Origin of the sequence: Glycomyces sp. NPDC047010 (genome assembly GCF_040644205.1) — a bacterium.
Taxonomy (GTDB): Bacteria; Actinomycetota; Actinomycetes; order Mycobacteriales; family Micromonosporaceae; genus Glycomyces.
Window position 1 is genome coordinate 678,622 of the sequence record NZ_JBEYVY010000001.1, and the last position, 25,266, is coordinate 703,887.

36 protein-coding genes and 1 tRNA gene are annotated in these 25,266 nt (G+C 68.7%); 20 read left to right on the forward strand and 17 right to left on the reverse strand.

Features of this window, described 5'->3' with window-relative positions:
• Positions 1-7: 7 nt before the first annotated feature.
• The 15 genes from AB0A65_RS03200 (at position 8) to AB0A65_RS03270 (ending at position 7,886) form a co-directional block, all read left to right on the forward strand.
• Positions 8-445: a hypothetical protein gene (locus AB0A65_RS03200; RefSeq protein WP_359945382.1), complete on the forward strand. Its 438-nt coding sequence runs from the start codon at positions 8-10 to the stop codon at positions 443-445.
• Positions 442-729 carry a hypothetical protein gene (locus tag AB0A65_RS03205; protein WP_359945385.1) on the forward strand — a complete coding sequence of 96 codons (288 nt, stop codon included), beginning with the start codon at positions 442-444 and terminating at the stop codon, positions 727-729. The genes AB0A65_RS03200 and AB0A65_RS03205 overlap by 4 nt, the downstream gene beginning before the upstream one ends.
• The gene (locus tag AB0A65_RS03210) at positions 726-1,349 is read left to right on the forward strand and encodes a hypothetical protein (protein ID WP_359945388.1); all 624 of its coding nucleotides are present in this window, start codon (positions 726-728) and stop codon (positions 1,347-1,349) included. Before AB0A65_RS03205 ends, AB0A65_RS03210 begins: the two co-directional genes overlap by 4 nt.
• Entirely contained in the window at positions 1,342-2,004 is a 663-nt protein-coding gene (locus tag AB0A65_RS03215) for a hypothetical protein (protein WP_359945391.1), read from the forward strand. Before AB0A65_RS03210 ends, AB0A65_RS03215 begins: the two co-directional genes overlap by 8 nt.
• Positions 1,997-2,290 (forward strand): hypothetical protein, encoded by a 294-nt coding sequence (locus AB0A65_RS03220; RefSeq protein ID WP_359945394.1) that lies wholly within the window; start codon positions 1,997-1,999, stop codon positions 2,288-2,290. Before AB0A65_RS03215 ends, AB0A65_RS03220 begins: the two co-directional genes overlap by 8 nt.
• Positions 2,291-2,466: 176 nt before the next feature.
• Positions 2,467-2,802 (forward strand): hypothetical protein, encoded by a 336-nt coding sequence (locus tag AB0A65_RS03225; protein ID WP_359945397.1) that lies wholly within the window; start codon positions 2,467-2,469, stop codon positions 2,800-2,802.
• Positions 2,799-3,206 (forward strand): hypothetical protein, encoded by a 408-nt coding sequence (locus AB0A65_RS03230; RefSeq protein ID WP_359945400.1) that lies wholly within the window; start codon positions 2,799-2,801, stop codon positions 3,204-3,206. The genes AB0A65_RS03225 and AB0A65_RS03230 overlap by 4 nt, the downstream gene beginning before the upstream one ends.
• Positions 3,194-3,451, forward strand: coding sequence for a hypothetical protein (locus AB0A65_RS03235; protein WP_359945403.1), 258 nt, complete (start codon positions 3,194-3,196; stop codon positions 3,449-3,451). Before AB0A65_RS03230 ends, AB0A65_RS03235 begins: the two co-directional genes overlap by 13 nt.
• Positions 3,452-3,475: 24 nt before the next feature.
• A complete protein-coding gene (locus AB0A65_RS03240) occupies positions 3,476-3,676 on the forward strand; it encodes a hypothetical protein (RefSeq protein ID WP_359945406.1) in 201 nt (66 codons plus the stop codon).
• Positions 3,677-3,690: 14 nt separating this feature from the next.
• Positions 3,691-4,899: a sulfotransferase gene (locus AB0A65_RS03245; protein WP_359945409.1), complete on the forward strand. Its 1,209-nt coding sequence runs from the start codon at positions 3,691-3,693 to the stop codon at positions 4,897-4,899.
• Positions 4,900-4,913: 14 nt separating this feature from the next.
• Positions 4,914-5,022, forward strand: a tRNA-OTHER gene (locus AB0A65_RS03250).
• 260 nt (positions 5,023-5,282) lie between these two features.
• Positions 5,283-5,549, forward strand: coding sequence for a hypothetical protein (locus tag AB0A65_RS03255; protein WP_359945412.1), 267 nt, complete (start codon positions 5,283-5,285; stop codon positions 5,547-5,549).
• Positions 5,550-5,623: 74 nt separating this feature from the next.
• Positions 5,624-5,857, forward strand: a complete 234-nt coding sequence (locus tag AB0A65_RS03260) for a hypothetical protein (RefSeq protein ID WP_359945415.1) — start codon at positions 5,624-5,626, stop codon at positions 5,855-5,857.
• A 2-nt stretch (positions 5,858-5,859) separates the two neighbouring features.
• Positions 5,860-6,810, forward strand: coding sequence for an ATP-grasp ribosomal peptide maturase (tgmB, locus tag AB0A65_RS03265; protein ID WP_359945418.1), 951 nt, complete (start codon positions 5,860-5,862; stop codon positions 6,808-6,810).
• Positions 6,807-7,886, forward strand: coding sequence for a methyltransferase domain-containing protein (locus AB0A65_RS03270; RefSeq protein ID WP_359945421.1), 1,080 nt, complete (start codon positions 6,807-6,809; stop codon positions 7,884-7,886). The genes tgmB and AB0A65_RS03270 overlap by 4 nt, the downstream gene beginning before the upstream one ends.
• 51 nt (positions 7,887-7,937) lie before the next feature.
• Here the strand turns inward: AB0A65_RS03270 and AB0A65_RS03275 are convergent, their stop codons facing one another.
• Positions 7,938-8,156, reverse strand: a complete 219-nt coding sequence (locus AB0A65_RS03275) for a hypothetical protein (protein WP_359945424.1) — start codon at positions 8,154-8,156, stop codon at positions 7,938-7,940.
• 85 nt (positions 8,157-8,241) lie between these two features.
• Between AB0A65_RS03275 and AB0A65_RS03280 the strand changes: the two genes are divergently transcribed.
• The 3 genes from AB0A65_RS03280 (at position 8,242) to AB0A65_RS03290 (ending at position 9,599) form a co-directional block, all read left to right on the forward strand.
• The gene (locus tag AB0A65_RS03280) at positions 8,242-8,592 is read left to right on the forward strand and encodes a hypothetical protein (protein WP_359945427.1); all 351 of its coding nucleotides are present in this window, start codon (positions 8,242-8,244) and stop codon (positions 8,590-8,592) included.
• 91 nt (positions 8,593-8,683) lie between these two features.
• A complete protein-coding gene (locus tag AB0A65_RS03285; protein WP_359945430.1) occupies positions 8,684-9,424 on the forward strand; it encodes a hypothetical protein in 741 nt (246 codons plus the stop codon).
• 16 nt (positions 9,425-9,440) lie between these two features.
• Entirely contained in the window at positions 9,441-9,599 is a 159-nt protein-coding gene (locus AB0A65_RS03290) for a hypothetical protein (protein ID WP_359945433.1), read from the forward strand.
• 63 nt (positions 9,600-9,662) lie between these two features.
• Here AB0A65_RS03290 and AB0A65_RS03295 read toward each other — a convergent pair whose 3' ends face one another.
• The 11 genes from AB0A65_RS03295 to AB0A65_RS03345 all read right to left on the reverse strand — a co-directional run bounded on the left by AB0A65_RS03295 (position 9,663) and on the right by AB0A65_RS03345 (position 16,336).
• The gene (locus AB0A65_RS03295; protein ID WP_359945436.1) at positions 9,663-9,899 is read right to left on the reverse strand and encodes a hypothetical protein; all 237 of its coding nucleotides are present in this window, start codon (positions 9,897-9,899) and stop codon (positions 9,663-9,665) included.
• Positions 9,893-10,153 (reverse strand): hypothetical protein, encoded by a 261-nt coding sequence (locus tag AB0A65_RS03300; protein ID WP_359945439.1) that lies wholly within the window; start codon positions 10,151-10,153, stop codon positions 9,893-9,895. Before AB0A65_RS03300 ends, AB0A65_RS03295 begins: the two co-directional genes overlap by 7 nt.
• Positions 10,153-10,833: an RNA ligase family protein gene (locus AB0A65_RS03305; RefSeq protein WP_359945442.1), complete on the reverse strand. Its 681-nt coding sequence runs from the start codon at positions 10,831-10,833 to the stop codon at positions 10,153-10,155. The genes AB0A65_RS03300 and AB0A65_RS03305 overlap by 1 nt, the downstream gene beginning before the upstream one ends.
• Positions 10,834-10,862: 29 nt before the next feature.
• Positions 10,863-11,321 (reverse strand): hypothetical protein, encoded by a 459-nt coding sequence (locus AB0A65_RS03310; RefSeq protein ID WP_359945445.1) that lies wholly within the window; start codon positions 11,319-11,321, stop codon positions 10,863-10,865.
• Positions 11,322-11,518: 197 nt separating this feature from the next.
• Positions 11,519-12,142, reverse strand: a complete 624-nt coding sequence (locus AB0A65_RS03315) for a hypothetical protein (protein ID WP_359945448.1) — start codon at positions 12,140-12,142, stop codon at positions 11,519-11,521.
• Entirely contained in the window at positions 12,132-12,311 is a 180-nt protein-coding gene (locus AB0A65_RS03320; protein ID WP_359945451.1) for a hypothetical protein, read from the reverse strand. The genes AB0A65_RS03315 and AB0A65_RS03320 overlap by 11 nt, the downstream gene beginning before the upstream one ends.
• Positions 12,304-12,975 carry a topoisomerase gene (locus AB0A65_RS03325; protein ID WP_359945578.1) on the reverse strand — a complete coding sequence of 224 codons (672 nt, stop codon included), beginning with the start codon at positions 12,973-12,975 and terminating at the stop codon, positions 12,304-12,306. The genes AB0A65_RS03320 and AB0A65_RS03325 overlap by 8 nt, the downstream gene beginning before the upstream one ends.
• A 119-nt stretch (positions 12,976-13,094) precedes the next feature.
• Positions 13,095-13,616 (reverse strand): hypothetical protein, encoded by a 522-nt coding sequence (locus tag AB0A65_RS03330; RefSeq protein WP_359945454.1) that lies wholly within the window; start codon positions 13,614-13,616, stop codon positions 13,095-13,097.
• Complete coding sequence (locus AB0A65_RS03335) at positions 13,570-14,400, reverse strand: AAA family ATPase (RefSeq protein WP_359945457.1); 831 nt, start codon at positions 14,398-14,400, stop codon at positions 13,570-13,572. The genes AB0A65_RS03330 and AB0A65_RS03335 overlap by 47 nt, the downstream gene beginning before the upstream one ends.
• 3 nt (positions 14,401-14,403) lie before the next feature.
• Positions 14,404-15,321 carry a Bro-N domain-containing protein gene (locus tag AB0A65_RS03340; RefSeq protein WP_359945460.1) on the reverse strand — a complete coding sequence of 306 codons (918 nt, stop codon included), beginning with the start codon at positions 15,319-15,321 and terminating at the stop codon, positions 14,404-14,406.
• Between the two features lie 178 nt (positions 15,322-15,499).
• Positions 15,500-16,336, reverse strand: coding sequence for a PD-(D/E)XK nuclease family protein (locus AB0A65_RS03345; protein WP_359945463.1), 837 nt, complete (start codon positions 16,334-16,336; stop codon positions 15,500-15,502).
• A 693-nt stretch (positions 16,337-17,029) separates the two neighbouring features.
• Between AB0A65_RS03345 and AB0A65_RS03350 the strand changes: the two genes are divergently transcribed.
• Positions 17,030-17,308 (forward strand): hypothetical protein, encoded by a 279-nt coding sequence (locus AB0A65_RS03350; protein WP_359945466.1) that lies wholly within the window; start codon positions 17,030-17,032, stop codon positions 17,306-17,308.
• Here the strand turns inward: AB0A65_RS03350 and AB0A65_RS03355 are convergent.
• From AB0A65_RS03355 to AB0A65_RS03375, 5 genes are all read right to left on the reverse strand, one after another.
• Positions 17,288-17,962, reverse strand: coding sequence for a hypothetical protein (locus tag AB0A65_RS03355; protein WP_359945469.1), 675 nt, complete (start codon positions 17,960-17,962; stop codon positions 17,288-17,290). The genes AB0A65_RS03350 and AB0A65_RS03355 overlap by 21 nt on opposite strands.
• A 1,011-nt stretch (positions 17,963-18,973) precedes the next feature.
• Positions 18,974-19,561 carry an ATP/GTP-binding protein gene (locus AB0A65_RS03360; RefSeq protein WP_359945472.1) on the reverse strand — a complete coding sequence of 196 codons (588 nt, stop codon included), beginning with the start codon at positions 19,559-19,561 and terminating at the stop codon, positions 18,974-18,976.
• A gap of 6 nt (positions 19,562-19,567) precedes the next feature.
• Positions 19,568-19,945 (reverse strand): DUF742 domain-containing protein, encoded by a 378-nt coding sequence (locus AB0A65_RS03365; RefSeq protein WP_106364086.1) that lies wholly within the window; start codon positions 19,943-19,945, stop codon positions 19,568-19,570.
• A 216-nt stretch (positions 19,946-20,161) separates the two neighbouring features.
• The gene (locus AB0A65_RS03370) at positions 20,162-20,560 is read right to left on the reverse strand and encodes a roadblock/LC7 domain-containing protein (protein ID WP_030161947.1); all 399 of its coding nucleotides are present in this window, start codon (positions 20,558-20,560) and stop codon (positions 20,162-20,164) included.
• A gap of 45 nt (positions 20,561-20,605) precedes the next feature.
• Positions 20,606-23,749: a nitrate- and nitrite sensing domain-containing protein gene (locus tag AB0A65_RS03375; RefSeq protein ID WP_359945476.1), complete on the reverse strand. Its 3,144-nt coding sequence runs from the start codon at positions 23,747-23,749 to the stop codon at positions 20,606-20,608.
• A gap of 637 nt (positions 23,750-24,386) precedes the next feature.
• Between AB0A65_RS03375 and AB0A65_RS03380 the strand changes: the two genes are divergently transcribed.
• Positions 24,387-25,190 (forward strand): MHYT domain-containing protein, encoded by an 804-nt coding sequence (locus AB0A65_RS03380; RefSeq protein ID WP_359945479.1) that lies wholly within the window; start codon positions 24,387-24,389, stop codon positions 25,188-25,190.
• Positions 25,191-25,266: the final 76 nt, after the last annotated feature.

A 25,266-nucleotide genomic window follows, 5' to 3' on the forward strand; every position in this document is an offset into this window, starting at 1 on the left:
TTCTCTCATGACCTGGGTTCAATCCTACGACGAGGAGCTGTGGGAGACCACAGCGATCCTCGCCAAGCACCAGCCCGTTCCGGTGTTCTTCGGGCTCTACTACCGGTGCGAGGCAAGCGACTGCCGCGAGGTTTGCGGCCGCCGTGGCTGCTCGACGCGCCTGGCGCACCTGGAGTTCTACGGCCGGAGGGCGACGCCCGCTGAGAAGTGGAAGGCGGTGGACGGCGGGTACCTGCTCAGCAAGACCGAGGCGCTTACCGTCTTGGCGCCTGTGTTCCAGGCTCCGGCGCCCGTTCCCGCGATTCCCCGCCAGCGTCCGCCGGCTCCGGCCGAGCGGCGCCGCGTCAGGGGCACTCGCGTGCCTCGGAAGCCCGCCCCGCGGCACCGCAACCGGCGCGTGCGAAGCGGCTCCCCGCTCGAACCGGTCGGGGGTGTGGTCGCATGACGGAAGTCGAGCCGTACGCGGACGTCTTCGCCGTCGAGGACGGGCCCGCGGCAGGTATGAAGCTCTGCTACACCGCCTTTCCCGGTACGGACGAGGTCACGGTGACCGACCCCGGTTCCCGGAACGCGCTGGTCGCCGTCGCCTCGGGCATCACCGCGTTCGACTATCCGCGGTTGGTGTTCGAGCCGGGGTACTTCGACCTGCTCAACTACGACCGCAAGACCATCCGCGACAACGCCCGAGCGCACTACGAGGGCGCCATGTGCGAAAGGTCGGTCCTGTGACGCCGCTCGGGCCGGAAGTCGGCCCCCACTCCACCACGACCGTGACCATCGGTGACGGCGACCGGGAACGGGTCCTGGCGCTCAAGGTGTTCGCCAGCAGCGGCCTCGCGACCGTCTCGGCGAGCGAGGACGCGCCCGAGTTCCTCGGGACCGTGACCGGCCTGAACACCCGCGAAGGCCACTTCAAGCCGAAAGCCGTGGTTGCTGGCGAGTTCACTCAGATCGAATGCACGGCGCTGTGCCAGGCCGCGGACGCGGCCTACCAGGCGGCGCAGGCGAACCTGCGGGCCGCCAGCCTGGTCGACCCCGCGGGCCCGCCGATCCTCGCCCCGCGTGCGGGCTCGACGTACTTGACGGTCGACGGGCTCAAGATCGCGTTCACCCCCGACACAGGGAACGGGTCGGTCTCGCTCCACACCGGGACCGGATCGCCGCGGAACATCGGCCAGGTCCGCAGTCTCGGCGGTGCCGGTGACGCTCAGGCCGTGCTGTGGCTCGCGGGCTACTGGGGCTTCCGGTTCGGCGGCGACGACCTCTCACGCGAACTCAAGGAGGCCGCGGGCAACATCTGGCGTGCGGCACGCGATGCGACCACACCGAGCGAGGTGCAGCATGGGTGAGCGAGCGACAGCAACGGCCGTGCAGGAGGCGGGCGCGGGCGGGAACGTCGGCCAGTTCCACCTGGACGCGCCCGGCGGCGGCGAGTGGACCTACCGCATGTACCTCCACGGCGCGGACACGATCGTGGTCCACCGGGCCCACCCCGATCCGGCGACCGGCCGGTACATCGCGACCGCAACCAATCTCGACCGGCTCGATGCGGGCGGGGCGGTCTTCGACTTCCCCGCCGACTGGGCCGAGAACGGCAACGCGGTCCTGGCCGAGGCCGCGATCATCGACGCCTACCGGCGCATCGCGGACGCCGCCGTGTCGGCCTCGATCCGGTTCGGGGAGGTCGTGCTCGTCATGACCACCGCCCCGGGGATGAACCTCGTCAGGGTCGAGGAGGCGACTACCGGGCCCGAGCCGCGGTGGGCGGCCACGCTCACCGCGCCGCACCGGGACTACATGGCCGTGCAGGTCTCCTGGAACGGGCCCGACTTCGGGCACGTCCTCGGGACCGACGCCGAGAGCAACCCGGGACGCGCGAACCGGTTCCTGCTCGCGCGTGCCGGGTCGGCGCTGTGGCGCTCGGTCAACCGCGACCGGCTCACCCTCCCGCGCCAGCCTCGCGCTGACGATGTGAACGAGGGGTGCGACCTGCTCAATGGATGACTCCGCGGAGGTGCTCGGCGAGTTCGAGCGCGAGGACTACGTCTTCACCGTCCTGCACGTGGACAAGGTCTATCGCATCGAGGCCCGAACTGAGAAGCGACGGCCGGTGCTGGTCGGGCTCATTCACCACCTCGGCACCCCGACCAGTTGGTCCGGGGACTGGGGCGGGGACTCCTGGCGGTCGTGGATCGACCAGAAGGCCCGCCCGATCATCGCCGGGGCCCAGCAAGACGCCCGCGACCGCGCGGATGCCGCTGCGGCACAACCAGACCACATAGCCGAGTAGCGGCAGTCCGCGACGCGATCACCGCGCCGTCTCTGACAGCCGGAAGGTCATTGCGAACCCGCTCCTCACCGACTCGGGTGCGGCGGCGCTCCCGATCCGGCGGCCGAGTCCCATATCGGCCCGCCGCCGCCGCACCCGACCCTCCACTACCGAACCGAGACGGAGCGACATCTCCCATGCACGAACCCACCACCGCGACCGCCGAACCCGATACCGGGCCCCTGGTCCCGCCCGAGGTCACCAGGGCCCGCGCCCGAGCGTTCGCACTCGCCCCGATGCTGTCCCTGGCCGCGATCATCGGGTGCATCAGCCTCGCGGTCGCCGCCGCCACCCTGGCCGTCGCCGACCCCACCGGACCACCGCGCCCGGTCCTGGTGTGCGGCATCCTCTCCCTCCTGTTCGGCCTGGGCGCGTACGCCGCATTCGTAGGGACCATGAAGCTCCTGGTCGAGGTCGTTGAAGACCTCGACCAGTGGGAGTGGAACCGCTGGCGGAACCGGTCCGCGTCATGACCGCGCCGATCGTCGCCGAACACGGCCACATCGCCGTGATCTCCCAGCACCGCAGGGAAATGCTGGTGGCCTACCGCGAGGACGCCGATGGCGGGGGCCACTTCGACCTCGCCGTCGCCGGCGGATGCCTCGCCGACACCCCCATCGGCCACATCAGCGTGAACACGGGCCTGCTCAGCGCGCACCTACTCCCGGTCGCCGACCGCCTCGGCCTCGGCGCGGGCACCCCGGCCCGCCGTGAACTGCGGGACGCGGTCGACGAGCTGTCGAACCTCCTCAACGGCGCCGCCGCACTGCGGGATTTCGGCGTCCAGCTCGCCCCCGGCGGATACCGGCTCCTGCGCGGCCCCGGCTCAGCGGTTCCGGTGGCCCAGCTCTATGGAGGCACCGCATGGGCGGCCTGATCGTCGCGTACCTGCTCCGGGCCGTCCCCTATCTCGTGCGGCTGTTCTGGGCCGCGCTCGTCATCGCCGTCCTCACCTGGCTCGCCTCCGGCGTCTGGCACCGCGCCGCCAGCGGCGCGCTCGACTGGGAAGCCGCGTCGATCATGCTGGCCGCCTTGTCGGTCCTCGCCGCCACGAGCATCGTCGTGTCCGCCGCCAGCATCCGCGCCTACCGCAAGAGCGTCCCGCCCACCCCCCACCTGTAGACACCGAACCTGGATTGCTCCAACATGGACGAAACCACCGTCACCGCTTCCGACCTCGACCTCTCACCGGGCCTCGTCATCGGCATCATCCTCATGCTCGCCGCCATCGGCTCCTTCAGCCCCGCCTTCCGCGGGTGGCTCGACTACCGCCTCTTCAAGCTCACCCGGTCCCTGCTGATCATCGGCGCCCTGTACTTGGTCGCACGGGCCTACGCCAGCTCCTAGTGAAAGGCACTCCGATGCGTCCCCGCACCAGTCGGCTAGTCCCGCTGCTCAATACCGGGCTCGCCCCGTTCACCGCCCGCCGCGACGCGGACCGCTACCTCCACAAGATCCTCGACCGGCTCGGCACCAGCCCCGGCGAGGACCCCGAGTTCATCGACGGGATGCGGTTCCTGTTGCGCGAAGTCGCCCAGGCCGACCGGCTCTCCCCCCTCGGCTGGCTCTCCTTCACCGGGGACATCAAGGCCCGCATCGCCAACCGGGCCCGCATCCGCCGCCGGATCGCCGAGTGCCCCGCGATCCTGGACGAGCGGATCGAGCGGCCCATCGTGGTCGTCGGCCTCCCGCGCACCGCCACCACCCTCGCCCATCGCATCCTCGCCGCCGCACCCGGTGCGAGGGGCCCGGCCCTGTGGGAGTGGGGGCACACCGACCTCGCCCTCCCCGAGGCCCAGCGGCGCAAGGCCATCCGCAGCGTCGACAACGCGATGCGGGTCGTGGGCCTCCTCGCGCCCGCCCTGCGCGACATCCACCCCCAAAGCGCCGAAGCGGCCGACGAATGCGCGTTCCTGCTCCCGCACGGTGAGCAGCATCTTGCCCGCACCTCCCTGCCCGGGTACGAGTCGTGGTTGGCGACGTACGACTTCGGCCCGGACTACGAGTACCACCGGCAGGCGCTTCAGGTCCTCCAGTACGGGCGGGAGCGGCGCCGCTGGGTCCTGAAGTGCCCCACGCACCTGGGCCGTCTCGACCTGATCTTGCGGCTGTACCCGGATGCGCTGATCGTGTGGACCCACCGCGACCCCGCCGAGGTCGTCGGCTCGATCGCCTCGCTGGTGGAGGCCAGCCGCGGCGCCCACCAGCACCGCCTGAACACCGACGACCTCCACGACATCGGCCGCATGGTCGTCACGTCCATGTCCGGCCTGGTCGACAAGGGACGCACTGCCCGCACCGGCATCCCCCGCGATCAGATCATCGACCTGCGATACCCCGAGCTGACCGCCGATCCTCTCGGCAAGGTCGAGTGGCTGTACGGCCAACTCGACCTCGAATGGACGGCGGCCGACGAGGACCGGGTCCGCGCGGCCACCGAGTACCGCCCCGGACGCCCCCACGAGTACGCCCTCGACCGGTACGGCCTCACCCCTGCCGACATCAAGACCGCCTTCGGCGACTACGGGCGACTCGCCGAGCCCCCGGTCTTCGGCAGCGGCTCGACCTAGACCGGGACGGCCATGGAGGCGTGGCAGAGCGGCCAAATGCAGCCGCCCGCTGGTCAGAGCGGGCGGTAGTTCGGGCTAGCGATCCAGCAGGCCCGGCCGGAGGTTCAAATCCTCCCGCCTCCGCAACTTCAGATCAGGGGCCGCTACCGAACCGGACGCAACGGCGGCGGCCCCACCCAGACGGACGCGAGGCCCAATGGCGTGCCCCGCGTCCCCGGGGCAGCCGCGCCAGTCATATTCGACGTATATCGGATGTTCTCACCGGCGCGACTGCCCCACCACCCCCACCGTCACGTTCCCTGGCAAATCGGTCTCGCGGATCACGAGCCGACAAGAGATAATCAACCGGCTACCCCAAGTAATCGCATTGAGAGTGGGGCCCTGTGGACCGCAAGCACCCTCCCCTTCCACCTGAACTCGTGGCGGCCGTCGACCAGAAGATCGGCGACATGCTCGACGGCCTCGCCGAGATGATCGCCGCGATCCGCGCGGACCCGGCCTTCGACCCCGACGATCCTGTCGCCAACACGGTCACCGCCCGCACGCTCATCAACGGGCTCAAGGCCAGCGGTGGAGAGACCTTCGCCGACACCCTCGCCGCGACGGCGTTCGCGGTGCTCGCCGCCGCCGACTGGCAGGCCCCGAGCTGACACTGCGGGGACCGGCCCGGTACCGATCCCCGCGCACCGCAATCCCAATGGCCCAAAACAGAACGGAGCACGACATGATGCAGGCACGAGAGCTGTTCCCGCTCAGCGGGAACGGCGGCGTCACGGTCTCGGTCAAACACGAACCCGGGACAGTCCGCCCCTTCGCGGCCACGATCGCGAGCGCCCTCGCCCCCCAGGCGGACAAGCACTCGCGCCCGCCGACCTCGAAGACCGTCAACACCACACAGAAGACGTCCATGGACGGACAGCAGGTCGACGACACCGCCAACGACACGCAGAACGACTAGCGATGAGCGAAGTCCTGATCCTCAGCAACGACGACGACGGCTCCGCCGACCTCGTCGCCCAGCACCTCACCGAGACTGGTCGCCCGCCGCTCCGGCTCGACCCCGGCGACTTCCCCTTGGAGTCCGGGCTCTCGGCGACGATCCTGGACAGCGGCGGCTGGCGGACCACGGTCGGCGGCATCGACCTCGACCAGGTCTCGGCGGTGTACTACCGCCGCCCGACCGTCTTCACCATGCCCGAGGGCATGTCGAACGCGGATCGGGACTTCGCCATCGGAGAGGCCCGCCGCGCCTTCGGCGGGCTTCTCGCCTCCCTCCCCGCCCGACTGTGGATCAACCGGCCCGAGCACAACGCCGCCGCCGACTACAAACCCCACCAACTCCACACCGCCGTCGCGGTCGGCCTCACCGTCCCCCCGACCTACATCGGGAACAACCGCGAGGACGCCCTGAAGTTCGCTGTCGCCTTCGGGCCCGACCTGATCGCCAAGACGTTCCAACCCCGCCTCGTCGTCGAACACGGCGTCACCCGGACCACCTGGGCGACCGCGATCCGCCCAGAGCAACTGGAAGACCCCGCGTTCACCGTCACCGCCAACCTCATCCAGCAGCGCATCGAGAAGGACTACGAGGTCCGCGTGACCGTAGTCGGCGCCCGCGCGTTCGCCGTCAGGATCGACGCGCACTCGCCAGCGGCCCGCACCGACTTCCGCTCCGACTACGACGCCCTGACCTACCGCCTGATCGACCTGCCCGAGGACATCGCCCGGAAGCTCCAGAGCTACATGGCCCGGACGCGGCTCGTCTTCGCCGCGTTCGACTTCGCCGTCACCCCCGGCGGGCACTGGGTGTTCTTCGAGTGCAACCCCAACGGCCAATGGGGCTGGCTCGAAGACGAGACCGGCGCGGCGATCTCCCAGGCCATAGCCGAACTCCTACGCTCGGAGGCATGATGACCGAAACGACCTGGCAGACCCACGCCGCCGCGCTCGCCGCGACCATCGCCCAGGAAGTGAACCTGAGCGAGGCGTGGCGCGCCGCGTTCGAGCAGACCCCCCGCCACCGATTCGTCCCCGACGTGGCCGAGGACCAGGCGTACGAGGACGCGTCGATCGTCATCAAGACCATCCACATCGGCGGTTTCGACTGGCCCGTCTCCAGCTCGACCCGCCCGAGCCTCATGGCCTACATGCTCGAAGCGCTCCAGCTCCAGGAGGGCATGACCGTCCTGGAGATCGGCACCGGGACCGGGTACAACGCCGCGCTCCTGTGCAACCGGCTCGGAGACGACGCCCTCGTGGCCTCCGTCGACCTCGACGCCGAGCTGGTCGACGCCGCCCGCGCGCGGCTCGACGCCCTCGGGCTCCACCCGACCCTCACCGCGCTCGACGGCCGCAACACCACCACCCTCGGCCAGACGTTCGACCGGATCATCGCCACGGCCGGCGCCCGACGCATCCCGCCCGCCTGGGGCTCCCAACTCAACGAGGACGGCCGACTCGTCGCCGATGTCGGCGGCGGGACCTGCCCGCGCATCGCCACCCTCACCCGGCAGCCGAACGGGGACCTGCGAGGCCGCCTCCACACCCGACCCGGCTGGTTCATGCCCATGCGCCCCAACGCGGCACATCCCCACGAGCACCCCGGCATCAGCCCGACGCCGATCGACCAGGATCACGCCATTGAGACCACTACCCTCACCGCCCTCCAGGATCTCGCCGAGAACGAAGGGCTCGCGTTCGCGATCAACTGGTACATGCAACCCGAGATGATCACCGACCTACCCGCCGACTCAGGCCATGGCCCCGGTTCGCTCATCACCTTCACCGACGGGTCATGGGTCGAGACCACCAAGACCAGCACCCGCTACAGCGGACCCAACCCGCACCTCAACGACCTCGCCCAGCTCGCCACCGCATGGCGCGAACTCGGCAAACCCGGCTCCGACGACCTCCGCCTCACCGTGACCCCAGACGGCGCGCACACCCTCAGCGCATACGGGTACGAGTGCCTCTGGCAGAACGATTAACAGCAGGAAGGCCCCGCCGTTCGGCGGGGCCTTCTTCAAACATCGAACCCATCAATCCGTCGCGTGCGGCTCTCCGGCATCATCTTCGCCGCCGCGCAGCGCTCGCCGCCCAGCTTCGATCACGTCGAGTGGCGCAATGGCGGCAATTACACGCCCCCGGTCGGACAAGTACACGATTCGGCCGTCGAGGCCGGCGTCCCGAACCAGGTTGCCGAAATTCGCGCGAGCCTCCTTGATCGGTATCGCTCCTTGCGGTTCAGCACTGCTCATACGCGTAAGTGTACCCTAGAGGAATCTAGAGTACTCTAGTGTACACTTCAATGGATCTCGCTCCCCTCCTTGAAAGGTGCACCTCATGAGCCAGCACTACCACCTCCACCGACGCGACCCCGAGACCGGCGAGGACCTCGGCGTCTCCCGCTACGTGTTGGCGGAGGCGAATGCGCTCAAAGACGGGTCTCATGACGTGCGGATCTCGCTCGTGCGAGAGGAGCGGTCCGACCGGACCCGGTTCGAGGTCGACTTGAACTCCAAGATCCTCGACGGCGAGGGCGAGGTCCGCCAGGCGATCTCGTGGCTCGACCGGTTCGGTGGCGAAGAGGGGCACGAGGCGCTCAAGGCGTTCCACGGCCAGGTCGCCTTGTTCGCTCGCGAGGTCAGCTCGTGGGACGTGTTCTACGCCCCCGAGGACGAGTCGAAGCCCTAGAACAAGGTCGGCCCCGGGTCTGGTGCGCGAACACCTCTCCGGGGCCTACGCACCGTTTACCCGCTCGGATTAGGAAAAGAGAAGGAAGCCGATGCGCTCCGAACAGCCTACCCACTCCCAGCCCCCCGGCTTCATCCGTGCCCTCCCGTGGGTCGGGCTCGCCGCCGCGACGGCACTCACCATGCCCACCGAATATGAGTTCGCCGTGGCGCTCCACTGGTACCCCGTCGTCGCGTGGCTGTACCCGGTCCTGCTCGACGCGTACTCCGTCATTGCCTACTGGGCCCACCGCCAGGGCGACATCGCGGCGGTCATCGCCATCAAACTGGCCGCGAACATCGGCGCGCACCTGGTTGCGGCGGGCATGATCGAGATGAACTGGATGGTGCTCGCAGCCGGATCGGGGCTCGTCGTCATCGTCGGCTGGCGCCTCCACGCCATGATGATCCACAAGCCGCCCACCGAGTTCGAGCAGCCTCCGCTCCCTGCCATGCCACCCGCTCAGACGACTCCCGCCGCGGTGGCGCCTGCCCCGGTCGTCGAAGCTGCGCCCGTGGCGCCGGTTGCGTCAGACCCGGCCGTGCCCGACTCCCCGGCGGCGCTTGACGGACTCGGTGCAGCGGTCGCCGAGCCCGTCCGGTTCCCCAACGGCATCGCCCCGACCGGCATCCACCAGGAGGTCTGGGACGAGATCGTGCCCCTCCACCGCCGGCACCCCGGCTTCTCGGCACCGGACTTGAAAGAGCGGTTCAACCTCGTCCCGTCCGTCCGCACAATCCAGCGGGTTGTGAAGGAGGCCAAGACACGCGACAATGTCCTGATTGCTGTGTAGCGATAGGAGATTCCTCATGCCCCGGCGCCGCCACCCAATCCGGACCCCGTTCAAGCGCGCCGTGGGCCGCTCCAAGGCCCGCGTCCTGCGCAAGGCTGATCCTGGTACGCGGCGGGTCGTCACGACCGTCCGCAAGGCCCGCAAGGTCAAATGGTGGACCCGGCGGCTGCTCTGACCTCTAGCGCTACAACGAGAAGCGGCCCCGCCCCTTCGGGCGGGGCCGCGCGCCGTGCTCAGGTTAGCGGGTGCATCGGACGATGAACCGCCAGGCGATCCGGCGGGCGTCCCTGCGCGAATATCCGGTGTTCCTGGCCGCGGAGTAGACGCTGTGCGAGGAGCGGACGACCGCGGACCAGACCGCGGCGGCGATCTCTATCTTGGCGTCCACCAGAGCGTCCTCCAGGCCCTCCTGGAGCCCGGAGAGCAGGCGGCGGGCCTCGCCGTCGTCGAAGGCGTCAGCGCTTGGGGCTACCACTTGTACGGGGTGGTGTAGTACGGGCGGGCGAAGTTGTAGTAGAGCTTCATCAACTCCTCGGTGGCCCTGTCGAGGCGCTCGGGCGTGATGCGGACGGTCTTGACGGTGTCGAGGCCGAAGCGCATGGCATGACCGGACTCGCCGATCACCAGGGCCGTCCCGTCGACCTTGTTGACCTCGGGGGACTCGAAGATGAACTCCGTGCCCTTCTTCAGGGCGACGGTGACGGTGGTGCGGGACGGGGCGGTACTCATCAGATGGTGCTCCATTCGGACTCGGTGGCGAGGGCTTTGAATCGGATCGGGTTGCTGTTCATGGAGGTCACGACGACGCCCTCGGCGACGGCTCCGGGGGCGCCGATGTAGGAGCCCTCCTTGTCGAGGTGGTCGAGGGCCCAGGCGACGCGCTTGGTCAGCTCGTGGCCGGCGGCGGTCGCGATGCGCGGCACGACTCCCACGTTCGGGGGGAGCCCGTAGGGGAGGGCGTTGCGCCACTTCTCGTCGAACAGGGCCCAGACGCGGTGGTCCATGCCGTAGCCGCGTTGAATGCCGCGGCCGACCCACTCGCCGTAGTGGCGGCCGACGCCGAGGAGCGTGAGGGGCCCGGCGTGCTCGCTCGCCCACTGGGCGAACCCGAAGTTGTCGCGGGGACCAGGGGCGATCCAGCGGGTCCGGGAGGCGGCTCGGACGGCGAAGCACCCGTCCTCGGTGTAGACCACGGTGACGCCGTGGTGCTCGGGGAAGTCGAGGTCCGCCGCGGAGACACCGCTGCGGTCGCCGAGGCGGGAGATCGCGATGCACGCGTTCGTGCCGTCCAGCTTCTCCGTGATCACGAACGGCGTCGTCAACCGCGGGGTCTTGGGCCATTTGCGGTGCTCGTCGCGGACGGCGAGCAGCTTCGGCGGGGTGTCGGTCCGTTCCAGGGTGGTGTGCATGGTGGTGGGGGCTCCTTTCGCTGGCGGGGTTAGAAGGGGGGCGCGTCGCCGTAGGCGGGCGCGGGGGCACTCTGGCGCTGCGCGCCGACGCCTTTGTCAGGCCACTGCGGGGCGCACTGCGATCCGCGCGGGCCGGGGCAAAACCAGCCGGAGTAGGGCTTGCCGGAGTTCGCGGAGACGCCCGCCTTCCAGGTCATCTCGCCGTGGTCACAGACGCGGCGCTCACCGCCGGGGGCAGTCTGGGGGCCGGGTGTGGCGGCGTAGCCGGAGCGCTGTCCGGCGGGAGCGGCGGGCCGGGCGTTGGCGGCGTGGTTTTGTCCGCCCAGGCCCCGCCAGTAGGCGGAGATCGCCGAGGCCCGCTGGAGGAGCCCTTGGATCGCGGGCTTGTCGTCGAGGTGGGCGATGATGTCGGCCGCCGACCCGGACTCGATGGTGAGCCAAGGCGGGCCGTCCTCTTTGAGGGTGAGGCGCACGATCGCCGAAGGCACTGCGGCGGAACCTGATTGAGGCGCCGGGGCAGATACGGGGGTGCCCTGCCCCGGCGGGGATGACTGTACCGGTGCAGCCTGAACCGGTGTGGTCCACGGATCGTCGGACACGGGTGATCCTCCTAACAGCATGTATGTTCTTTATGGACATACAGATTGGTGAAGTGTGGACAGATGTGTCCGGGTGTTTTGCCTGTTCAGGGGCGGGTGGTGGCGCCGTACATGCGAGTGCGTTCCTCGGCGAGGTTGTTGAGGAGGTAGGTGAGGGCGCGGACGGCGCGGCTGACCTGGGAGGCGGTGGGCGCGGGCGTGCCCGCGTTGGCGAGGACGGGTCCGAACTTGGCGGTCAGGGCGTCGCGGTGGTGGTCGGCGACGAGGCCGAGGGCCGCGGTGAGGTCGGCGGCCTCGGCGAAGCCGACCGTGTACGCCCCGTCCGTGCCGCGGGCTTCGGTGGCGGCGCCGGGGATGAGGCCGATGCCTTCCTCCAGGAGGGCTCGGACGCGGAAGACGGTGTAGAAGTCCGACCCATGGAAGCGCCGGCGGGCCTCGGCGGCGGCGTGCGCGGCCCGGTATGCCTTGATCCGCAGGACCTTCTTCAAGGCCCCGGTCGTGAACCCGTCGATGAAGGAACGAGTCGCGGCCGTGTCGCGGGCGAGTTCGGTCATGAGGTCCTGGGCGAGGTCGTCGGCTTCGACCAGGCCGCGCGGCCAGGTGGCGAGTTCGTGCCGGGCGGCGGCGCGGGCCAGGCGCAGGAGCCGCGCCCACTCCTCGGCGGTGACCTCGTCGGCGGGGACGGTGCGGGTGGCGGTGTCAGTCGGCATGTGGGGTCTCGGTTTCGTCGTCGGGGAGCGGGCAGCACGCGCACTCGTCCCATCCGCCCTCGTGGGGCTCGTCGGTGAAGTACTCGGGGTAGGCGGCGCGCAGGAATGCGTCTTCGTCCCCGGGTTCGGGGACGGCCCCGAACTGGTCGTAGGCGCGGAGGTCAGACACCGGCGGGAACCGCCCGCGGGCCCTTAAGGACGTTGTTCGCCACGCCTTTGAGGTGGGCGTCGTTCACGTCCATGCCGTGCGGGCACGGTTCGACCACGGCGGCCGGGATCTGTTTCGCCAGCTCGGCGGCCCATTTCATCGACTGCCCGTCGTCGTCGGACTGGGCGAAGATGCGGACTTTCCGGTACCCGTAGAACGCCTGCGCCATATACGGTTTCCACGCTTCGACGCCGGGAACGCCCACGGCGTGGAGCCCGTAGGCGAGGGCGGTGATGGTGTCCCACTCGCCTTCGCAGATGCACATCTCGTCGACCGGGGCCAGAAGGTCCCGGGTGTTGTACAGGCGGGAGGCGTGGCCGGGCAGCGAGTTCATCTTGCCGTGGTGCTCGTGGGCGCACCCGGTCCTGATGCACGCGAACCGGATCGTCGTCACGTTCGGGCCGGAGTAGCCATAGCGCAGGTAGGGGATCGACATGAACCCGCGAAACCGCTCATGCTCCGCCGAAGGCTCGCCGACCCACCCCAGGCCGAGGCGTTTGATCAGAGCCGGGTCGCTGATGCCGCGGCGCCTCGCCAAATAGGCGGCGACCGGGGAGTCCTCGGCCTGTTCCGCGTAGTTCCTCGCCGATTCCAGGAGCGAAGCTCTCTGCTCGTTTGACAGCATCGTGGAAATCCACTCCTTCCTGTTGGCGGATAAGGGAAATGAGGTCCCACGCCTCACCGCACGAGTGGCACTTGAACGCGCCCTTGACGGGGTGGACGGAGGCGGAGGGGGTCTTGTCCTCATGAAGGGGGCACCGGGTCTTGTGCCAGCGGTCGGCCGGGCTGGCGGGGGCCTCCCAGCCGGGCCAGTAGTGGCGGATCGCCTCGTAAATCCCCGTGCTCATCGGCGGCGGGTTCGGGGCTCTTGAAGACCAGCACGCCCGCCTCCCACAGGCCCCACAGGTGGAGCAGCCGCAGGGCTAGGGCCTCCTCGAACGACCACGCGTTGTGGACGTGGGGGGCGTAGGAGTCTCCTCGGCGGTAGCGGTGGACAGTCGCCCAGTTCGCGCGCCCGGCGTTCTGGGCCTGGGCGCGGGCGGCGTCGAGGGTGGTCAGGAGGGACTGGTGCTTGGTGTTCTTAACCTGGATGACCAGGTCGAGGATCGGAACGTCGATGTCGCCGTGGTCGTTGGGCCCGTACAGGGTGCCGTTGCGCTTTGCGTCCGGGTCCGTGCGGCGGACCGCTTCGAGGACGTGGTTCTCGAAGTTCCTGCCTTTATCTTTGCTGGCTCGCCCATGGGGGGGCCGGGAAGGTGGAGTCACTGATAGCCATCCTGGAGAGATCGGCCTCCAGCTCGACGGTCAGGCCGCCCGAGGGGTCGGACCGTCCCGAGCGGCTCTTGACGATCGAGACCCCCATGAGCTTCTCGCCTGCCTTGTGGAGGGTGAGGATGAGCGCGGGAACCCGCGAAATCTGGCCCTTGACCCCGGACAGCGGGATCGGCGCAGCGCTGTCGTTGTGCGCGGCCGTGGTGTGGTGGAGGCCGAGCACATGAGCGCCCGTGGCGCGGGCCATCGAGTTCAGGTAGTCCATCAAGGACTCAAGACCTGAGAACGGATCTTCCGCGTTCGCCTGCGAGACACCGCGTACGTTGGTGACGTTGTCGACTACGACCAGGTACGGGTACTCGCCGTAGATCTCAAAGTAGCAAGCCACAGACGCCTCAATGTCGTCCATTGTGGGTAGTGGCGTGAAGTCCCAGCGGAAGAAGAGGTTCTGACCTAGCGTTTCGCCGATCTCGGCGGGCCAGCTCTGTGACCGGGTCCACTCTTCGGACTGCGCGAGTGGGGTTCCGGTGAGGATGGAGATCGTCCGGGAGGTCTGGACGTGGGAGTCGGAGTCCGCGCTGAGGTAGAGCACGGAGACGCCGGATTTCAGGGCGGTGGTGAGCGCGAGTGCGCTTTTCCCCGTGCCGGACGGGGCCGCGTACAGCGAGAGCTGTCCCCGGAGGTGCCGCGCTCCCCACCGCTCCAGGGAGCGGAAGACGGTGGGGAGGGCGGCTCCGGTGTCGCTCCCGGCGCGGTGGGCCTGGAGGAGCGAGAACACCGGTCAGGCGGCGTTGCGGTCGCGGTGGCGGCGGTTGCGCTCGGCCTGGCGGTCGGCTACGCGCTGGAGGAAGTCGTCCTGGAGGCCGGGCCAGACCCGCGGCGTGCCGATCTCGGAGACGGAGTGGACGGTGAATTCGCCCCTGGTGCGGGAGGTCTTGCCGCAGAACAGCAGGTCCGTCCATGCTGATCGGATGCGGTAGGAGTTCGGGCTGTGCCGCACCATGACGCCGAGGTCGACCAGGCGGCCCATGACCTCGCGCGGCCCGACTTCGAGCGCGCCAGCCAGGGACGCGCGTAGGTCCCAGACCGACTGGCCGCCGTACAGGGCCTCGGCGCCGATGGTCGCGACGGCCTTGGGCCCGAGCGTCGCGCACCGCTCGCCGAGCTGGTCGGCCTCGGCCTCCAGGTCCGCGTAATCGGTCTCCAGGTCCGCGTTCTCGGACTGGAGCGCGGTGAAGGCCGCGCGCAGCTTCGCGAGGTCCTCGGTCTGGGCGGCGGGGTCGGACACGTCGTACACGCCGCGACGCAGCACGGCCGGCAGCACGTCGTGGGTGACCCAGCGTTTGAACGCCTGCGCCTGGGGCACACGGGCCGAGAGGATCGCCGAGTACAGGCCCGAGACCGAGATGACCCGAATCCGCTGGTCACCACCAGGGGTATGCAGAATCCGCGTACCCTTTTCGTCCTCGTCGAGGCGGCGCACGAGCTGCGGGGCGTCCCGGTAGCCGAGGGCCTTCGCCACATCGGAGGCGACGAACCACGGACCACGGGCGTCGGTGGCCGTGCGGTAGACGCGGATCGCGTCGCCGGTCGAGGGGAACTCGAACCCCGCCGCCTCGTCGATTCCGGCGCCGGCCGGGGTCTCGGCCTCGTCGGCTGCGGTGGGGGCGGGTTCGGGCGGGCGGAACAGATTGTCCACGATGTCTCCTTGTAAGGGAAGCACCACTGATAGTGATGTGTGGGTACGTGCGGGTGCCGGTCCGCTCTTTTTGGACACCGCTGCGCCAGGTGGGGGCGGCACAGTGGCAGGTAGGTGGGAGAAACCGCGCGCGAGCCGGGCCGGATGGCCGGTGGAAACGCTCAGATCACGCGGGGGCTCAGACGGCGCGCTGCTCGCACCGGGAGTTGACCGGGCAGGACCGACACACCGCGGGAGACGGCGTGGGGTCGAACCGCTCGGCGCGGATGTTCTCATCGAGCGCGCCGAACTCGTCGGTCAGGTGCTCGACGGTGTATGCGGAGAGGTCCTTGACGCGGGACAGCCGTCCCGTCTGGCCCTTCCAGTAGTCGCCTTCGGTCGTCTCGATCCCGTAGAGCAGGAACAGGGCCACGGCGTAGGTCCCGAGTTGGAAGTGGTCGGACCCGGGGTCGCCGGTCTTGATGTCGCGCACGCGCAGCGGGCGGTCTGGGACGGTGGAGACGTTGTCGATGTAGCCCAGGATCGGCACCTCGCCGAGGGAGAACCGGACCTCCATTTCGACCGCGCGCCGGCCGTCGATGATCGCGGGCGTCTGCTCCGGGTTCGCCTGGCACCACTCGAAGTAGGCGCGGCACTGGTCCAGGCCGAGCGTGCGGCGGCGCTTGATGTCCTCGGCGGCCGGGTAGCGATGACCCGAGTCGGCCCAGAAGTCCATGTTCGGCGTCGTCTCAAGTTGCTGGGAGATCTCCCAGTCGTAGTGGGCGCGGAAGACCGCCTGCACCGCTTCGAGGGTCATCGTCCGCCCTGACCGCTCCAGGGCCGCGGCGGCTTCGTGGACCGCCTTGCCCTGTGCGCTCCAGGCGTCTGGACGCGTCCAGACGCCCTCGATGCGGATCAGCCGGAACTGTTTGGGGCACCGCCGGTACATGTTGCGCTGGGAGACCGAGCGGTGCGGGCGGTCGCTGCGGTCAGGAGGGGGAGCGGCCTGCTTTCTTTCGCGCATGAGGATCGTCATCGTTTCGACTCCGATGGTGGGGATGGTTGGGGTATATGGAGTTCTGGAACGGATTGGTGGGGAAAGCCCCGACTCTCGGGCGGGAGAGGATCAGCCTACAGAGCGTGGCAAGCGCCGCGCTACTCCACATTGACACCAGTCGCGTACTGCGCGACGGGGTACGTGAGTGACCCATGGGCCACTATGGACATAGAACGCGTGTACCGCAAAGAGTTTCAAGTTGACTGCGGGGTGTAGTTGGATTGGGAACGTTTTCATCAGGCACGTGCCTGAGCTGGGAAACCTGCCTGTGCAAGTGGCGACAATCCAAATGTCCGCATGTTGACATTTGCGATGTTCGATAGAGGCCGTTGCCAAGTTCCCATGATGTGGCAAGTTTTCTGGGACGATGCAAGCATTCCTCAAAGTGACCGACATCACTAGTCGATATGAGAGCGAGCCCACTGCAACCTGTTTCGCGTTGAGCTGCGACTGTGGAGGCTCCACTACCTTCCTCGTCGAAACCCGACATTGCACTGTCAAGCACCTGACAGTCCAGAAACTTGACCGCAAAGCGAACGCAGAGTACAAGCGCTGTCAGACCCGGCTGGCATCATCCCGGTATGCCTGACGCCAGCGCACCGGACTCCGCACTCGACTTCGCCCCCTATGTCAGGGGACGCGCAACGCGGAGATTCCGTCTCAGCTACGTCTGTGGCGAACAACAAGAGCGGTGGGGGGTCTCTCATCTGGGGGTGGGCCTTCGAGGACGGCTCCGTGCTCCTCAAGCTCTTCAAGACCCCCCGGGAGATCCACGAGTTCGCCGACCTGCCCAAGTGCTTCGCGCACTTCGGGATCAGTGCCGAGGAGCTGTACTGGAGCGAGGAACCCTGGCCGGTCCACCGCGAGTACATCCGCGTGCCGAACCCGCCGATCGCCGGCTACATCCAAGGGAACTACCGCCGCGGAGACTCATCCGGCAGCGGCACTTAGCTCAGCGATCTCGGCACGGCAGCCGTACCTCACCATAAGCAGGGTCGAGTCGTCAAACTCCAACTGCGTAGTCCCGCTTTGACGGGAATCGAGCAGGATCTCAAGGAGCATCATCGCCCGAAGCGCTTCGCGGTCGTAGTCGAGTGCCGCGGGACACGAGTGAACTAGGTTCTTCCAGTCGCGTGAACGCTTCACCCTCGCTCGCGCAGCATGACTCCGATCGCGTTGAGATGCGATCTGGACTCCAAACAGCATCGCGCTCAACTGGTCAGCTCGCACAACATGAGAGGCCAGTACCCCCTCCGCCGCCTGTCGAGCCTTTTCTTCAGGTCCGAAGCAGTAGCAGTAGCAAAGAACCATACCGAGCAAGCGGCCAAGAAGGAATGCAGCGTTCTCGTTCAAGGGAGCAGCTTTAGCCTGTGCCTTCGTCACAGCGGCCTTCGAGATGCCGAATCCGAACGACAGGCGGTAGTTTGTGAATCTCCGAGGATCAACGTGAGGCGCGAGCTGTATGAGCGAAGTCCGCTCGGCCTTGAGCACCTCGTGACGGTCTAGATCCTCAGCGATCTCCTTAATCAGGGCGGCAAGGTCTTCCTCAAGGACTTCCAGGTTGCCCCGCCAGTCAAATTTTGTCCCGTTAACTTCTTCAGCCACACAAACATCATGGGCCTCCGCAGCTCAGGAGGCCGCGCGACACACGGGGGCAACCTGGTAAACATCCGCCTACCCAACAGGCCGGTTGAGGCACGACCCGAACCTGTGTATCCTGGGCTCTCAACACTCCCAAGCGATCTAGCTGCGGTGACGTAGGACGTAAAACCGTTCCATTCCACTGGGCAGACGGCGGCGACACCAACGCCGACAACCTGATCCTCCTGTGCCGATTCCACCACGGCCGCATACATTCCTCGGGCTGGTCGGTCGAGAAGACCGCCCCCGGCAAGGCCCTCATCACCCACCACGACCACACCGCAGACGACACCGAGACCACCGGGACCGATCAAGCCAGGACATGCGGATGCGAGGACTGGCGAACCGATGCGGACATGGATGCCGACCACGCCACCGATGAGGCGAACAATGTCTTCCCGACCGGGCTCTACCGCACCGAATGGTCGGAGACACTGAAACCCGACCTGGACTCACGAGCCGAAGCAGCCGAAAGGCAAAGAGCCCTCGCCGCCATCCGAGCAGCCAGAGCCAAATGCCGAACACGCTTCACCCCCAAAGCCACCCCGGTCCCCGCCGGAGCCCCAGACGACCCGCCCTAAACCCGGCACCCCCACTCCCGCCCCACCCCCACATCTCTCCGTCGCCGCCAAAAAGCCCGCGCCCCAACGCACCCCGCAAGTCGGCGAACCCGCCCCACCCCACCCCCACATCTCTCCGTCGCCGCCAAAAGACCCGCGCCCCAACGCACCCCGCCAGCCGCAGCACCCGACCCCACCCTCCCACTCACCCCGTTGTCGCTGCCCGCTCTGACCGAAAGCACCACCCACTAACCACCCACCAACCACCCCCCAGACAGCACGAAAAGGGGCGCAAGGCAGATGAGTTGCCTTGCGCCCCTTCCCCTATGGTCCAGGTGTTTTGGGTCAGCCTAGACGGTCGCCGCGCGGGTCAGGCGCGGGTCGCGATTGTCGTCGGGCGTCCGTTTGTGGGCACTTAGTGGACGCCGACGGTGCGGGTGCGGCGCATCGAGAGCACGTACTCGACGAGCTTGATGAGCACCTGCTTGGTGGACTCGCGGTTGCGCGCGTCCGTGTAGACGACGGGGACCTCCTGCGAGATCTGGAGGGCATCGCGGATGTCCTGGATCTCGTGGAGCTGCTTGCCGTCGAAGCAGTTGACGGCCACCAGGTACGGCAGCTTCCGGTGCTCGAAGAAGTCGATGACCGAGAAGCAGTCGGCGAGGCGCCGGGTGTCGACCAGGACGATGGCGCCGATGGCGCCGCGGACCAGCTCGTCCCACATGAACCAGAATCGGGTCTGGCCCGGGGTGCCGAACAGGTACAGGATCAGGTCCTGGTCGATCGTGATACGGCCGAAGTCCATCGCAACCGTGGTCGTGGCCTTGTCGGGCACCAGGTTGTTGTCGTCGACGCCCTCCGAGGCCGAGGTCATGATCGCCTCGGTCGTCAACGGGGTGATCTCGGAGACCGAGCCGACCAAGGTCGTCTTGCCGACGCCGAAGCCACCGGCGATGACGATCTTGGCAGAGGTCACACGAGAGGTGTCTGCGGGTGAGTTCATTAGGGTCTATAGCCTCCTGAGTCCACTGAGAACGCGCTCAAGGAGCTCGGTTCCAACCGATTCGTCGCCGCCGTCCGCGTCGAAACCGGTGGGTTCGTGCACTGCCAGCAAGCCGTCGGCCGCCATGTCGGCGACCAGCACGCGGGCGACCCCGAGGGGCACCTCCATGCGTGCGGCGATCTCGGCCAGGGACTGGAGGCGGCCGCCGCACAGGTCGACGATCACCTTCTGCTCCCTGCCGCCGAGGAACTGCCCGGACCTGCCGCGCGCGGTGGTCTCCACCAGCGCTTCGAGGGCGATCTCCAATTGCGGCCGCGTACGGCCGCGCGTGACCGCGTACGGTCTGACGAGTGAGCCAGTAGGCTCATCACCACCGAGGACCATTGTTACCTCCAACTACGGCCTCGGATCCCACAACCCTTGTGCCGCAGTCTTGTCAGTTATCCATGTACCGGATGCCCGGGGAGGCACCGGCCCGTCGCCTGGGGATGCGACGGAGGGGTCGTTGTTCAGTTCGTCCCACTCGTGCTGCGTTCCGCTCGAATGGAGCCTACCGTGCCGCAACCCGTTGCGCCAAGCGCGCACCGGAAGCGGCCCGGATCAGCTTCGGGCCGAAGGCGTCAGGGCCTGGCCGACCCGGTCGACCAGGAGGGCCATCTCGTAGCCGACCTGGCCCACGTCGCAGTTCTTCGACGCCAGCACCGCGAACGAGGAACCGTCGCTGATGGACATCAGGAAGAGGAAGCCACGGTCCATCTCGACCACCGTCTGGAGGACGGCGCCGCCCTCGAAGCAGCGGGACGCGCCCTGGGTCAGGCTCACCAGACCCGAGGTCACCGCCGACAGCTGGTCGGCGCGGTCCCTGGGGAGGTCCCGGGAGGACGCCAGCAGCAGACCGTCGGCGCTGACCGCCACGGCGTGGGCCACGCCCGGCACGCGTTCGGCGAAGCCGGCCAGCAGCCAGCCCAGGTCCTGGACCGAGGTTCCACCAGTGCTCATCGTTTGCGCTCCTTAGTAGCGTCTGCCGTGTTGCGGATCAGCGACTCAGTTGCCGTCATTGCCACGTCCTCGCTGCACCCCACGGTGATAGGCCGACAGCAGGCCCCGAATGCCCTCGGGGTTGCGCTTCTGCGCGCTGACGGTCTCCTGAGATTCCTCCACCGCGCCGGGAACGAGGCGTTCCATGGGGCGGCGCTTGGGAAGACCGACCGTGGTCGTCTCTTCGATGGTCTCCGCGAAGGCGTCGTCGACGCGCGACCACCCGTCGTCGGCGGCGGTGCGCCAGGCGTAGGACCCGGTGTCGGTCTCGGGGGAGGTCAAGCGGCGGCGTTCCATGCCCGGGGCAGCGGCCGGCGACTCGTCGGCGGCGGGGGTGTGCTGCATGGTCGGGCCTTCCGTGGGCTGCGGAGGGGACGGCGGCGCCGCGTCCCAAGCCGGGGCGGGGGACTCGGCCGCACCTGACTGGTCAGCGTAGCGCGGCGAGGTTGCGTCCGCCACCTCCGCGGGTGCCGCCGGGGCGGCCCGGAAGGACGACGCGGGGGCGTCCTCGACCTTGGCGGCCTCGTCCTCGACCTTCTTCGGCGCGGGGGTGACCGCCTTGAACCAGGCGGACTCCACCTCGCGGAAGATCGGCAGCTCGGTCGTCGCGTCCAGTGCGGACACGCGGTCCCGGCGGGCGGCGCGGGGCGCCTCGGTCCCGGCGGGGGCCGCGGCCACGTCGGGCCACGACGGGGGCGCGGGCTCCGGCTCGGGGGTCCACGCTTCGAGCTGGATCTTCGGCAGGGCCACGTGCTCGGAGGAGACGATCTCCCCGGTCACCTCCATGACCTTGCCGTTGGCCTTGCGCTCGTCGGCGAGCCCGCCGGGGCGGAACATGAAGCCCGGTTCCTCGTCCGCCGGGGCGGTCTGCGGGAACGGCGGCTGGAACGACTGCTGCTGCGGCTGCGGGCGCTGCATCGGGTACTCGCCGGTGACGGGCTCGACCGGGTGCGGCGGCACGTTCGGGCGCGAGGGCATCGGCGGGGCGCTCGGCTGCCACGCGGGAGGCGTGGGCTGCGGCGGCGGCGGGGAGTGCGGGGCCTGGGGCGCGGCGGTGTCGAACAGGCCCGCGGGGCTCTCGGGGACCCGCGGCAGGGCGCCGGTGGACTCCATGCCCGACAGGAGCTCGCCGCGCGAGGCGGTGCCGTTGATGGCGTCGAGCGAGACGCCGGAGCGCAGGCCGCGCTCGGGGAGCTTCGCCTCGGTGAGGACGGCCTCGCCGAGGATGACCTCCGCGACGGTGCCGCGGTGCTCGCCGGGGCGCAGTTCGACGTGGACCTCGTGGCGCTTCGCGAGGCGCGCGACCACGACCAGGCCCATCATCCGCGAGGACGCGAGGTCGATGACGTCGGCGGACTCGGAGAGCTGCCGGTTGATGTCCTCGATCTGCGCGGGCGGCATGCCGATGCCGACGTCGTGGATGCGGACCCGGATGGCGCCCTGCGGGCTCTCGGCCGTGCGCATCTGCTCGGCCTCGACGAGGACCGGGGACTCCGGCGGGGAGAACGCCGTCGCGTTGTCCATGAGCTCGGCGATGAGGTGCACGAGGTCGTTGACGGCGGCCGGGCGGATCTCCCGCTCGGCCTCCAGGGACCCGAACTCGATGCGGGTGTACTGCTCGACCTCGGACTGGGCGGCCTGGAGGATGTCGCCGACCGGGGCCGGGTACCGCTCCTGGCGGGTGGAGTCCGCCCCGGCGAGCACCAGGAGGTTCTCGTCGTTGCGGCGCATGCGGGTCGCGAGGTGGTCGAGCTGGAACAGCTCGGCCAGGCGGTCCGGGTTCTCCTCGCCGCGCTCCAGGTGGTCGAGGTGGCCGATGAGCCGGTCGACCAGGTTCTGGGACCGGCGGGCCAGGTTGATGAACATCTGGGAGACGTTGGCGCGCAGGGCGGCCTGCTCGGCCGCGATGCGGATGGCCTCGGTGTGGACGATGTTGAACGAGTGCGCCACGTTGCCGATCTCGTCGCGCTGGTCGATGTCGATGACCGCGCCGGTGTCGGCGGCGACTTCGTCCGGTGTCCGGTTGCCGATGGTCTCCGCGTCGCGCATCTGCGCCACCGCCTGGGGCAGCGACACGTGCGCCACGTCGAGCGCGCCTTCGCGGAGGCGCCGCAGGCCGGTCGCCATGTTGCGGGCGATGAGCAGGGCGACCACGGTCGCGACGACGAACGCCGCGAGGATGAGCACGGCTTCGAGCAGCAGCTGGAAGATCTGCGCGTTCAGGTCGCTCTCGGCGTCCGCGAGGACCTGCTCGGACTCGTCGTTGACGTAGTCGAGGCCGTTCTCGAGGATCGCGTTGTACGAGTCGATGACCGCCGCGTTCACTTCGAGGGGCTTCGCGGTGCCCGCGTTGACGGCGTCGTTCTCGAACACCAGGGCCGCCTCGGCCTCGGTGGTGTTCAGGCCGCCGGGGCTGAAGAAGAACGCGAGCTGCTCGTCGCGGTCGGCCACGGTCTTGAACTCGTCCTCGGCCGTCTCGCGGAGCTTCGCGAAGGCGATGAAGTTCTGCCAGCGCGTGTTGTTGATGAAGTTCTTGCCGTTGCCGACGTTGATCGCGATCGACCGCTCCTCCTCCAGCGTCTCCAGGACGGTGGTGGCGGCGGCGATGGCCTGGAGGTTCCGGGCGATCTCGGGGTCGTTGACGATGCGCGAGGAGATGTCGGTGATCGTCACGAGCTCGGCGACGAGCCGCTGGTAGACGCGGGAGGTCTGGTCGATGGAGACGCCGTCGGGGCTGTCGGCGGCGGCCTGGCGGATCTGCACGAGGGTCTCGTACTGGGTCCGGACCGCGTCGATGCGGTTGGCGATGTCGTCGGAGATGTCGGGGAGTCCGTCGGCCTTCTCGTTGAACTGGGCGAGGGCGTCGTCGGTCTCGGCCTGGCGGGCAGCCACGGCCGCCTCGTCGTACTGGGCGGGGTCGATGTCGGCGACGTGGTCGTCGCCGATGCGGAGGTGCGTGACCAGCAGGGACCGCTCGACCTGGAGGTCGTAGCGGAGTTCGGCGGTCACGGCGTTGAACTCGACGAGGCTCACCATGTCCTGGGACTCGAACACCCGGTCCGCGAGGTCGTACAGGCGGAGGCCTGCGACCGCCACCAGGACGACGAGGGGCACGAGGAGGATCAGTCCCAGCTTGGACCGGATTCGCATGTCGGCGATGCGGGGCAGGCCGAGCGGTCCTCGTCGAGCCGCTGAACCCGCACGGTTCGAGCTGCGCTTGCTCACCTTGTCTAGCCTCCTGGGGTGGTCCTCTGTGTCAGACCGACGGGCCCGTGCCGGGCCGGGCTCGGTCTCGGGCCGACGGCGCGCGCCGGCTGCCGTCCTGCCGCCGGGGGCGGCGGGGGTTCGGCATGTGAAGCCCAGCAGATTCCATCATGACGAATGAGGGCGTCGAAATCCAGGGGCGTACCGGAGTACTGAACTCGGGCCCGTATCGCACCGAGTTACCGGGCGAATCTCAAGAAACGCTGGTATTTCGGACACACGCCTACTCCGTATTCGGCCGTCTGGTCGAGAAAAGCGACTACTCGGACGATGAGGCTCAGACCAACGGCCCCGTCCGCGGAAAATCACCGCCGTCGATACGTTGCGCGGCAGCACGAGCACGGTCGGTAGCGACCGTTTCGCGACCTTAGTCCGGTGACGCCGCGGGTCCATGCGACCACGCGTTCCGGACAGATCCTGCATATCCCCGCCCAAGCGCCGGACAAATCGCACCTCTTGTGCGACAGACTCCACCCCCCGCTAGGGCACGGTTGACCCACGACGCCTTCCAGGAGGTAACCCCATGGACCCGCTCGCGGTCACCCTAGAGCACCACCACTTCACGTACGGCTGGCTCAATCCGGCGATGGGCCTCGCCTTCGCCGCCGCCGGGTCCTACCTCGGCCTCTCGGCTTCCCGCTACGCCCGCGCCGCCGCCACGCGCGGCTCGCGACTGCGCTGGATCCTCATGGCCTCCTTGGCCATCGGGGGGATCGGCATCTGGATGATGCACTTCATCGCGATGATCGGCTTCACCGTCACCGGTGCGGACATCGCGTACGACCCCGCGCTCACCGCCCTGTCCTTCGGGCTCGCGGTGCTCGCCGTGGGGACCGGGCTGTCCGTCTCGGGCGGCAGGCGCGCTGGCTGGCCGCGCCTGCTGCTCGGCGGGCTGCTCTGCGGCGCGGGCGTGGTCGGGATGCACTACACCGGCATGGCGGCGGTCGCGACGGGCGGGCGGGTCGTCTACGACCCCGTCCTCGTCGCGGCCTCCGCGGCCGTTGCGGTCGTCGCGTCCACGGTCGCGCTCCGCTTCACCGCGGTGGTGGACCGCCGCGGCTCGATGGCGCTCGCCTCGGCCGTCATGAGCGTCGCCGTCGTCGGCATGCACTACACGGGCATGGCCGCGGTGGAGGTCGAGGGCCCGGCGCGCGGGGACATCGCGGGCATCAGCCCGCTGATCCTCCTGCTGCCGATCCTCCTGCTGGCGCTCATCGCGATCGTGGGCATGGTCTTCGGCGTCCTGGCGTCGCCGAACCTCGACGGCGCAGACCGAAATGACCGTCCTAGTGCAACTGTCCGTCTTGCGGATGCAGCCGGACAGTAGTCGTATAAGTTTCAAACCGCGCAGATCCCAATCGCGCAACATTCCGGATACGGGCATCTGCCTGAGGAGGAAGACC